Consider the following 11,073-nt stretch of genomic DNA (forward strand, 5'->3'; position numbering starts at 1 on the left):
ACTGTTCTCGTACACAATTGAGGGCTTGATTTGCATTTTTCAATGCCTGACGTTCTGCCAGGCGCCCTCAACTCGTTTATGATGACCAGATGATGGCCCGCAGCTATTGCAGCGGCTTTAAACCGATAACCACAACGATGAAGAGAGCGACACAATGCGTGATGAAGCGCTGGGCGCAATACTTGGTCTGGATGGCGAAGAACGATATGACTTTTTCCTGAGCCAGGTAGCAGCAGAGCGGGCAGTATGGATTCTGGTCAATGCTGACAATCGTTTCCTGAAAATTTCATCGGACGTCGATGGTGTGGAATACCTTCCGGTATGGCCAGCCGCCGATTTTGCCGTCGACTATGCCGCGGGCACGGATGAATTGACGCCCCTGAGCATTTCATTGCCGGAGTTCTTCCAGAGATGGGTGCCGGGTCTGACCAGAGACGGACTGGAAGTAGGGGTCCTGCCCGGCCTTGATAAAACCCTGTGGATTACTGAGCCGGAAGAACTGAAGCGGGATCTGCAGTATGCGATGTCGGATTTTTAGTCGGTCTGTTTTGTTGCGGGTGCCGCTTTTTTTAGCAATATTCCACGTCTGTCCGGGGCTTGCAGCGCAGCCAGATGCGCCGGACTGCACTGCCAGCGAGATTCAGCCGGAGGCCATTGATCTGGATCAGCCCCGTGACCAGTTGGCTCGCCAGTCTGATCTCGCGATTCCGGACGGTGCCGTTATAGGTCAGGTCCGGATCATTCGCCGTCCGATTTTCGATACCAGCGATCCCGGCCAGGACAATTTTCTCTACCGCACGCTGAATACACTCAATACCCCGACCTGGAAGTCAGCCCTGCGGGCCCAGCTGGTATTCAGTGAGGGGGATGTCTACCAGCCCGGCAGTATTGCCGAATCTGAACGGATTCTCCGTCAGCGTCAGTACCTGGCGGCAGCGTGGGTTGGCGTGACCCGGGTCTGTGGCAATGAAGTGGAGGTCGCGGTGCTTGCCAGGGACACCTGGACCCTGCTGCCGACCGTCGGCGCCACCCGGTCCGGCGGCGAGAACACCACCAATGCGGGCCTGTCGGATCCGAATTTCCTGGGCTCAGGCAAGAATTTCGGGGTTTCCTATACCGAAGACGCCGATCGCACCGAGACCAGTCTGAGCTTCGATGACCCCAACCTTCTCGGCTCCCACTGGCAGACCGGGTTCTCCTATGCCAGTCGCAGCGATGGCCGCGGCCGCAGCGCCTACCTTGAGCGCCCTTTCTTCAGTGAACTCACGGACTGGCGCTTTGGCCTGAGCGGCAACGAAGACGTGCGGGAGGAATCACTCTATGTGAGTGCGCAGGCGGTTGCCAATTATCGCCGCCGTGGCGAATTTGCCAGTATCGATGCCGGCTGGCGTCTGGCCGAGCGTGATGGTCGACAGCTGCGGCTGCTCGGCGGCTACCGTTTCGACGCTATTGAGTTTGAGAACCTGCCGAATGAGCCTGACCTTTCACTGTTGCTTGCAGACCGGACCCTGAGTTATCCGTGGATCGGTTTTGACTATCGCGAAAACCGGTTCCGGGAAATGACCAACCTGACCCGTCTTCAGCGCATTGAGGATGTACGCGATGGCTTTGTCTGGCGCACGGAACTGGGTTACTCCGCCTCAGGGCTCGGAGCGACGGAAGACCGCGCGGTGTTGAATATGAGTTTTCAGGATGCGCTGCTGGCAACTGACACCGGTTACGCCAGCTACGGATTCAGTCAGAGCGGGAGCTGGCGCTTTGATCGCAGTGGCTTCGAAAATCTGGTGATAACACTCAACCTGGAGTATTTCCATGGCGGCTCGGTGGACTGGAACAGCTGGTACACCAATATGTCCTTCACTGCGGCGCACAATCTGACCCCGGACCGGCAACTTCTCATCGGCGGAGAGAATGGCCTTCGCGGCTATCCAAGCGATTACCAGCAGGGCAATCGCCGGGCGCTCTGGACACTCGAGCGGCGTTACTTCCCGGACTGGCACCCGTTCAAGCTTTTCCGCCTGGGTGGCGTTGTTTTCACCGATGTGGGACGAGCCTGGTTCGATGACGGCCGCAGCAGTGGCCCGGACGAGGGTGTGCTCGCGGATGCAGGTTTCGGCCTGAGGCTGGCATCAAGCCGGGTGGAAGTCCAGAGAATGCTGCACCTGGACTTTGCTTTCCCGATAGCCGCAGATGACAGCATTGATCAGGTTCAGGTTGTTCTTCGGGGCCGTACGCGGTTCTAGGACCTGCCCGGCCAGCCAACCCCTCAGCCCTGGGCCAGGTGATGCCGCCAGCCGCCCGGATCGGTAATTTCGCGGGCACCCTGCAGTCCGACAGGTTCGCAGATAAACCCGGCGACCCAGCGGCCATCTTCAAGCTCAACCTGGCCGATGCCCAGAGGCGCAGGGATGCCGGCAACAAAGCTGCCGAACTGATCGGCGGGTACCCGCCAGATTTCTACCGGCAGGGCGATGCCGTGATCCGGGTCCCGGATCATCCCGGGGCGGAATGGAGGACCGCCCGCCAGCAGATACATGCGATAACAGCTGGCGGTGGTTGTGGTCTCCACCAGGCTGGCCCTGCGCGAGGTGAGCTGGTGGTTCAGGGGAAGTCCGGATAAATGCGCGCCGCAGACCAGTACATCAATGGTTCGTTCTCTGGTGGCAAACGCGGGTGCAGTCACCGGATCGGGCAGTGCGCCGACCGTCTGACTACCCAGTGGTTGCAACCGTGAGGCCAGAGACAGCAGTTGTTCATCCTGAAATGCCGGCGCAAACAGGGTGCAACCGCCGGGCAGGCCGTTGCTCAGCCATCCGCCGGGGACGGCCACGGCACTGTAGTCCAGCAGGTTCATGAAATTGGTGTAGGTGCCCAGTTTGTTGTTGAGCGCTACCGGTTCGGCGTTCAGCTGGGCAATGGTGTAGATGGTCGGGGTTGTCGGGGTGATGATGACATCCAGCTCTAACCAGTTCCTGTCCGTCCGGGATTTCAGGGCCTTGAGTCGGTACCGGGCAGCAAAGGCCTCGCGGGCCGTTGCTTCCGCGCCTTTTGCAATAATGCGTCGGGTGACCGCCAGCAGTGCCTCCGGGTTGTCCGTAATCAGCGGGCTGGTGGCCAGATGGCGCTCCGCGACCCAGGGGCCTTCATACAACAGTTTTGCGGCTTCGAGGAAAGGGGCAAAGTCCACCTCGATGGCTTCTCCGCCAAGGGATTTCAGATGATCGACGGCTTCTGAAAACAGCCGTTCGGAATCGGTGTCGCCGTCAAAGTCCAACTGGTTCTGCCGGGGCACGCCAAACCGGAAACGGGTTGGCAGGGGTGTTGCGCCGACCGGGGCCGACCGCTGCCAGGGGTCGTCTGGATCCGGCCTGTCCATCACCGCAAGAATATCGTGGGCCTGCCGGGCATCCCTTGCAAACAGGGAAACGCAGTCCAGAGTCTGGCAGGCCGGAACCACGCCACGAACGCTCACCCGGCCGAGGGTTGGTTTCAGGCCGATCAGGTTGTTGAATGCTGCCGGAACCCGCCCCGAGCCGGCGGTATCCGTGCCCAGCGAAAAACTGGCAAGCCCCAGGGCCACAGCGACGGCCGACCCGGCAGAAGATCCGCCGGAAATATAGTCGGGATTCACGCTGTTCCGGCACGGCCCCCACGGTTCCGGAGACCGGGTGCCCACCAGCCCCGTCGCAAACTGGTCCAGGTTGGTTTTGCCCAGCGGAATGGCACCCGCGTCCACCAGCGCCTGAACAACGGCGGCATGTTCAGTGGGCTGGTAGCGGTAGGCTTCACAACCTGCCGTTGTGGGCATACCGGCCACATCTATGTTGTCTTTCACCGCAAAGGGTACACCGTAGAGTGGCAGATCCCCGGGTTTATGGTCAGCCAGACGCTTGAGATAGGGCGTTAGCTCCTGAGCGGTGGCCAGGTGTATCCATATATTGTGCTCTGCGAGCGCATCGGCACGTTTCAGCAATGCCTCGACCAGAACGGCGGGGGTAAGAGCGCCGGTTTTATAAGCCTGGTCCAGAGCGTCCAGATCCAGAATCGGAAGTGTCGGGTTCATAGTGGTCTCATGCCGCCTGAATGCGGGCGGTTTTGGATAGGTCGGTTTCAATGTCCTCAAGCAGGTGCTGATCGGTCTTGCCGATTGCCAGGTCGTAGGTGATGGTTGCACCAAAGGCCTGCGGGTCGTGGGGGTCGCGGCGCACCTTATCGAATACCAGCAGCCGGGTTCCCAGGTGGAAACCCTCGTGGAGGTCGTGGGTTACCATAAAAATGGTGGTTCCGGTTTCCTTCCAGAGCCTCAGCAGCAGCTGATGCATGTCGCTGCGAATGCCCGGGTCCAGGGCGCCAAAGGGTTCGTCCAGTAACAGCACACGGGGACGCATCAGAAACGACTGGGCAATGGCCAGCCGCTGCTGCATGCCGCCGGAAAGTTCGTGGGGCCACTTGGTTGCGGCGCCAGACAGACCAACCGCTTCCAGCATGGCATCGACTTTTACCAGCGCTTCGCGTCGGGCTTTGCCGAACAGCTTGCCAAGGACCGGCTTCTGTTCCAGCTCCAGCCCCATCAGTACGTTTTCCCGCACGGACAGGTGGGGAAACACAGAATAACGCTGAAAAACGATGCCCCGGTTCCGGTCCGGCTGCGGGGGAAAGGGTTCGCCCTCCAGGTTCAGCGTTCCGCGGCTGGCCTGTTCCTGGCCCAACAGCATTTTCAGGAAGGTTGATTTACCGCAGCCAGACGCCCCGACCAGGGTGCAGAACTCCCCCTGTTTTATCTCAAGGTTGAGGTTTTCCAGCACTACCTGGGCGCCATATTCCTTCCACAGATTCTTTACCGTGATAAAGCTCATTAGTGGCCTCCTGCGTTGTACCAGGGAAACAGCCGTCGGTTGATCAGGCGCAGGCACTGGTCGATGATGATGGCAAGGATGGTTATCCAGATGACGTAGGGCAGAATGACGTCCATGGCCAGGTAGCGCCGCACCAGAAAAATCCGGTAGCCCAGACCTTCGGTGGAGGCAATGGCTTCGGCGGCAATCAGGAACAGCCAGGCCGGGCCGAGACTCAGGCGCATGGTATCGATCAGCCGGGGCAGAATCTGCGGCAGTACCATCCGGTTGATCACCTGCCAGGAGTTGGCGCCGAGGGTCTGGATCTTGATGAATTGTTCCTGGGGCAGTTCGCGGACCCGCTGGGCCACATCCCGCATCATCACCGGAGCAGTCCCGATGACAATAAGCATGACTTTGGACAGTTCCCCCAGACCAAAGACGATGAACAGGATAGGGAGAATGGCCAGTGGCGGTATCATCGACGCCGCCGACACCAGCGGCGCCATGTTGGCCCGGAACAGCGGCAGGGTGCCATTCAGAATGCCGACGATCAGCGCCATCACCGCCGCAATGCCAATACCCATGCCCAGCCGCTCGAGGCTGGCGGCGGTGTCCTTCCACATCAGGTAGTCGCCGCTGCGCCTGTCTTCCTGAAACGCCATCCGCTCCACCGCGGCGGTCATCTGTTCAAGGCCGGGCAGCAGTTTATCGTTGGGATTTTCCGCCAGTCGCTCCCGGGAGGCCATGCCGTAAATCAGTATCAGTATGACGAAGGGGATCAGACCCAGAGCAAGCGCGGGCAAGCGCCCCGGATGTCGGTTGATCAGTCGCATGGAACTCATGGAAGCAACTCCTGTGTTGGCACAACACGGCCGTGAAATCCTGACCCGGTGTTCAGAGCTCGCCAGCTGCGCCCATTGCCATGTAGTCGTCGTTGAACCGCAGCTTCACGTTACCCTCGTCGCCCATAATGGTGCCGTCCGGGAACTCGATACCGACGAAATCCGGGCTCATCGCGCCCTGGCCCAGCAGTCCTTTGTCGAATGAGAACTGGCGAACGCTGTCCATGGCTGCAAAAGCTTCCTCGCTGTTGATGAAGTCCACCGACATCTGCGGCTCCCAGAACATCTTCATGCCCGCCAGTTGCGCTTCATAGCCTTGCTGATCAGTACCTGACAGCTCACCCAGAAATGCGCGGGCGTCCTCGCCTTCCGGGGTGTCAGATTCGAGAATGCTCATGGTCTCGTACCAGGCGCCAACCAGTGCTTTGCCAAGTTTGGGGTTGGCCGCCAGGGTTTCCGTCTTTACCAGGGTTAAATCCTTGATGTGGCCCGGAATCTGGCTGGAATCAAACAGCTTGGTTGCGCCGGGGAAGCTTTCCACTTCAGTCAGCAGCGGGTTCCAGGTGGCAACATGGCGAACGTCGTCGGTCTGGAAGGCTGAAACCAGGTCCGCATCGGATATGTTCATCACGCTCAGATCGCGCTCTTCCAGGCCCACACTGGCCAGGGCCCGGGCCAGCAGGTAGTGGGAAACGGACAGCTCAACCAGATAAACCGTCTCGTCTTCCAGCCCACCGATCGATGTGGCGTCTTTGGATACCAGGCCGTCGTTGCCGTTGGAATAATCGCCGACAATCAGTGCAGTGGTATCAATCCCGGACGCCGACGGTATGGCCAGACCGTCCATGCTGGTGGCGGTTACGCCATCGAACTGGCCGGCAGTGTACTGGTTGATGGATTCGATGTAGTCGTTGACCTGTACGATATCCACCTGGATATCGTACTTGTCGGCCCACTTTTTCATGATTCCTTGGTCTTCTGCGTACTGCCAGGGCACCCATCCTGCGTAGATGGTCCAGGCGATGCTGAAGGAATCCTTTTGCTGCGCAGAGGCGCCCGTGGAAAGGGAGGCAGCGAATACAGCAGCGGCAAGGCGTTTGCTCAGATCAGATGTTTTCATGGTGCTACTCCTCGGGCCTGGCCCGTGTTGACAGGTTTGGTGTTTGCTATTCAGTGCTGTTGGCACTACTCGTTAACCTCTTCCACGATCACTACCGGTGCGCCCGGTGAAACCGCCTGGCCCGCTGCCCGGCGCACGTCAACGACGCGACCGGATACCGGACTGAGTAATTCGATTTCCATCTTCATCGACTCAACAATCGCCACCGGACGCTGAGCCTGGATCAGGTCGCCGGGCTCGACCAGGCATTCCCACAGGTTGCCCGCGACGTGGCTTTCGACAGCGTGCTGTCCCGGCGGCAGGTTGGCGGTGTCATCTTCGGAGGTGTCTTCCACCGGCGCTTCGGAGCTGAAGTTGATCTGCCCTGATTCGATCCAGCGCTGAAGTTCCTGATCGAAAGCCAGCTTGCGCCTGGTGGTGAAGGCTTCAATGTCGTCACGGTTGGCTGCGAGAAACTGCTCGTAATCCCTCAGGTTGAAGCGGGTTTCTTCCACCTTGATGGGGTAATCCCCATTCGGGAAATCCCGGCGGATCTGGCGTAGTTCTTCCGCATCGACTTGGTAGAAGCGCACCTGGTCGAAGAACCGCAGCAGCCAGGGCCTGCCCGGTTCGAAATAACTGGTGGTGCGGTAGCGGTTCCACATCTGCAATGTTCGCCCTACAAACTGGTAACCGCCGGGGCCTTCCATGCCGTAGATGCACAGGTAGGCACCGCCGATGCCCACAGAATTTTCCGCGGTCCAGGTGCGGGCCGGATTGTATTTGGTCGTAACCAGCCGGTGGCGGGGGTCCAGCGGGGTAGCCACCGGTGCGCCCAGGTAAACATCCCCCAGGCCCATGACCAGGTAGCTCGCTGCAAAGAGCGTCTTTTTCACCTGGTCGACGCTGTCCAGGCCGTTGATGCGGCGGATAAACTCCAGATTACTCGGGCACCAGGGCGCGTCCTGGCGCACCGACTGCATGTATTTGGCGATGGCGGTCTGGCAGGCCTCGTCATCCCAGGACAGAGGCAGATGGACGATGCGGGCAGGTAGGTCCCACTCTGGCTGTTTTTCCAGTTCCTTTTCGGCGCTGATCAGCAGGTTCAGCAGGGTGCGCTGGCCCAGTTTCTGGCTGTCATAGTGCACCTGCAGGGAACGGATCCCGGGTGTCAGTTCCAGAATGGCCTGGTGGTTCTGTTGCCGCAGCCAGATCATCAGGGCATGGGCGCGGAAACGCAGCCGGATATCCAGTTCCATGGGGCCGTATTCCACCAGCACGTAGTTGTCGCCGGCAGCCCGATAGACCACACCGGTTTCGTGGCCGGTGTTGCTCAGGGAATCCAGAATCGGGGTTTCAGGTTTGATGGGCGTAACCCTGACCGTGGCTGCGTTCAGGGTGGCCACGGATTCGTCCAGCACTTCCCGCAGCGCCACGGCCTGGTCCTGGTTGACCGGCACGAATTGCACCTTGTCGCCAGCCTTCAGTTGGCCCAGTTTCCAGAGATCGGCGCTGATTACGGTGACCGGGCAGACGAAACCCCCCAGGCTGGGGCCATCCGGGCCGAGGATAACCGGCATGTCTCCGGTGAAATCCACGGTGCCCACGGCGTAGGCATTATCATGGATATTGGACGGATGCATACCGGCTTCACCGCCATCGCTGCGGGCCCATTCCGGTTTAGGGCCGATCAGGCGAATGCCGGTGCGGCTGGAGTTGAAGTGGACCTCCCAGTGACTGGCGAAGAAGGTGTTGATGTCTGCCGCTGTGAAGTAGTCCGGCGCGCCGTGGGGGCCATAAGTGACATGCAGTTTCCAGGCTTTGCCGATGGCGGGTTTCAGTTCGTCGGGCAGGCTGCCTGCAGCGACGGCTTTTGCATCGCGCAGGGCCAGCACGTCCCCGGCCCGCAGCGCGCGGCCACAGTGGCCACCAAACTGGCCCAGGGTAAAGGTGCTGCAGGAGGTGAGGTATTCCGGGCAATCCAGGCCGCCGCGGAAAAGCAGGTAGGCCCGTGAACCGTTGCCGCTGGTGGCGCCCAGCTTCAGGGTGGCGCCTTCGGGAACGTCAATAACCTGCCAGAATTCGATGGGCTGGCCATCCAGGGTGGCGTCCAGCAGGGCCCCGGTGAGCACAATCTGACAGCGCCGGTTAAAAGCCAGAACCGGACCCTTGAGGGTGATTTCCAGCCCCGGCGCGCCCTCGGCATTGTTCAGCAGGCGGTTACCCAGCCGGAACGAATAGCTGTCGAAAGGCCCGGAGGGTGGCACGCCCACTTCCCAGTAGCCGATACGGCCCGGGTAGTCCTGGATGGTCGTCAGGGTGCCGCCGTTGATGACATCCACCGTTGCGGGCCGGTAGAGGAACTCGTTCAGGGTGCGGGTATACAGGCGGCCCTGGGCGAAACGCGGGTCAGCAAGTACCTGATGCAGGTACCTGAGGTTGGTTTCGATGCCGTACAGCCGGGTTTGGCTCAGGACATTCATCAACTTTTGCCGGGCTGACTCGCGATCCTGTTCATGGACGATCACTTTGGCCAGCATGGGGTCGTAGAGGGAAGATACTTCGGTACCCGGCTGAATCCAGGTGTCGATCCGCAGGCCGGTTGCTGCGGGCCAGTCCACGTTGGTGAGCAATCCGGCGCCTGGCTGGAAGTCCTTGTTGGGGTCCTCGGCATAGATCCGGGCCTGAATGGCGTGGCCTGATGCTTCCAGGCTGCCATCCAGTTCGGTCAGAGCGGGCAGGGCACCGCTGCCCAGTTCCACCATCCAGCGCACCAGATCCACGCCGTAAACCTGTTCGGTCACGCCGTGCTCGACCTGCAAGCGGGTATTCACTTCCAGAAAATAGAACTCGGTGTTGTCCGGATCGTAGATAAACTCAACGGTGCCCGCGCTGCGGTAGCCGATGCTTTCCCCGAGCTGGCGGGCGGTGGCGTGCATGCGGGAGCGCACATCGTCCGTCAGGCCCGGTGCCGGGGCCTCCTCGATCACTTTCTGGTTGCGGCGCTGGGCCGAGCAGTCCCGCTCGCCCAGGGCAAGCACCTGGCCCCTGCCGTCGCCGAACAGCTGCACTTCAATGTGGCGGGCGTGTTCCACGAATTTTTCCAGGAACACACCGCTGTTGCTGAAATTGTTCTGGCCCAGGCGCTGGACCGACTCGAAGGTTTTTTCCAGGTCCTCTGCGCTGTAACAACGGGACATACCAATGCCGCCCCCGCCGGCGGTGCTTTTCAGCATGACCGGGTAGCCAATCTGTGCGGCGGCCTTCAGTGCCGCACTCCGGTCCGTCAGCAGGTCGGTGCCCGGTAACAGTGGCACTCCGGCTTTTTCCGCCAGCGCACGGGCTGTGTGTTTCAGGCCGAACTGTTCCATCTGTGCCGGTGTCGGCCCGAGAAATACAATGCCTTCGGCCTCACACCGCCGGGCAAATCCGGCGTTCTCGCTGAGAAAGCCGTAACCGGGGTGGATAGCACCCGCGCCGCTGTTGCGGGCTATGCTGAAGAGCATCTCCTGGTCCATATAGGTCGCGGCGGCCGGGCCTTCACCCAGTGAATAAGCCTCATCCGCCTGGCGCACATGGAGGGAGTCGGCGTCTGCTTCGGCGTAGACCACCACCGACCTGATACCCATGGCGCGCAGGGTGCGGATTACCCGGCAGGCGATGGCACCCCGGTTGGCGATCAGAACCTTGTCAAATGCGCCGGTCAGCTCCATACCAGAACCTCGATCGGCGTGGGGTTCCAGCCGTTACAGGGGTTGTTCAGCTGCGGGCAGTTGGAAATCATCATCAGTACGTCCATCGCCGCCTGCAGTTCGACGTACTTGCCGGCGTCGGAGATGCCGTCTTCAAAGGTCAGGCCGCCGTCGGCAGTGACCGGTACATTCATGAAGAAATTGATGTTGTGGGTGAGGTCCCGTTTGCTCATGCCCAGTTCCTCATGCTCGGTTACCGCCACCAGCCAACTGTCGCGGCAGGAGTGCATGCATTTTTTCTCCAGGGCATAGCGGGTGGTGTTGCTTTCAGCCGCACAGGCGCCGCCCAGGGTATCGTGGCGGCCGCAGGTGTCGGCGGTGATCTCCAGCAATACGTTGTTTTCCGAGGACATCAGCTTCGAGCCGGCAGTCAGGTACACATTGCCCTGCTCGCGGATGGTATCGACGGCGCTGTAGCGTTCGATGGGGTTGTGGGCGTTGTAGAACAGGGTGTCGGCGGCCTGGTTTCCTTCCAGGTCCAGGATGCGAACGGTCTCGCCGGCTTTCACCACTTTCAGGAAATACTCGCCTGCCGGGACGAT

Annotated in this window: 8 protein-coding genes; 2 read left to right on the forward strand and 6 right to left on the reverse strand. The window is 60.4% G+C overall.

Annotation, left to right across the window (positions count from 1 at the left end):
• The first annotated feature begins 154 nt into the window (after positions 1-154).
• Positions 155-538, forward strand: coding sequence for a DUF2750 domain-containing protein (locus VJ956_RS01610; RefSeq protein ID WP_324080916.1), 384 nt, complete (start codon positions 155-157; stop codon positions 536-538).
• A 19-nt stretch (positions 539-557) separates the two neighbouring features.
• On the forward strand, positions 558-2,243 hold the full coding sequence (locus tag VJ956_RS01615) for a BamA/TamA family outer membrane protein (RefSeq protein ID WP_324080918.1): 1,686 nt from the start codon (positions 558-560) through the stop codon (positions 2,241-2,243).
• A gap of 23 nt (positions 2,244-2,266) precedes the next feature.
• Here VJ956_RS01615 and atzF read toward each other — a convergent pair whose 3' ends face one another.
• The 6 genes from atzF to VJ956_RS01645 all read right to left on the reverse strand — a co-directional run.
• A complete protein-coding gene (gene atzF, locus VJ956_RS01620) occupies positions 2,267-4,063 on the reverse strand; it encodes an allophanate hydrolase (RefSeq protein ID WP_324080920.1) in 1,797 nt (598 codons plus the stop codon).
• Between the two features lie 7 nt (positions 4,064-4,070).
• The gene (locus VJ956_RS01625) at positions 4,071-4,856 is read right to left on the reverse strand and encodes an ABC transporter ATP-binding protein (RefSeq protein WP_324080922.1); all 786 of its coding nucleotides are present in this window, start codon (positions 4,854-4,856) and stop codon (positions 4,071-4,073) included.
• On the reverse strand, positions 4,856-5,671 hold the full coding sequence (locus VJ956_RS01630) for an ABC transporter permease (protein WP_324080929.1): 816 nt from the start codon (positions 5,669-5,671) through the stop codon (positions 4,856-4,858). The genes VJ956_RS01625 and VJ956_RS01630 overlap by 1 nt, the downstream gene beginning before the upstream one ends.
• Before the next feature lie 61 nt (positions 5,672-5,732).
• Complete coding sequence (locus VJ956_RS01635) at positions 5,733-6,800, reverse strand: putative urea ABC transporter substrate-binding protein (protein ID WP_324080924.1); 1,068 nt, start codon at positions 6,798-6,800, stop codon at positions 5,733-5,735.
• A 65-nt stretch (positions 6,801-6,865) separates the two neighbouring features.
• A complete protein-coding gene (gene uca, locus VJ956_RS01640) occupies positions 6,866-10,492 on the reverse strand; it encodes an urea carboxylase (protein ID WP_324080925.1) in 3,627 nt (1,208 codons plus the stop codon).
• On the reverse strand, positions 10,483-11,073 hold a 591-nt coding region (locus tag VJ956_RS01645), incomplete at its 5' end, for an urea amidolyase associated protein UAAP2 (RefSeq protein WP_324080927.1). The genes VJ956_RS01645 and uca, both read right to left, overlap by 10 nt.

The sequence above is a fragment of the Marinobacter sp. genome, assembly GCF_035268745.1.
Classification (GTDB): Bacteria; Pseudomonadota; Gammaproteobacteria; order Pseudomonadales; family Oleiphilaceae; genus Marinobacter.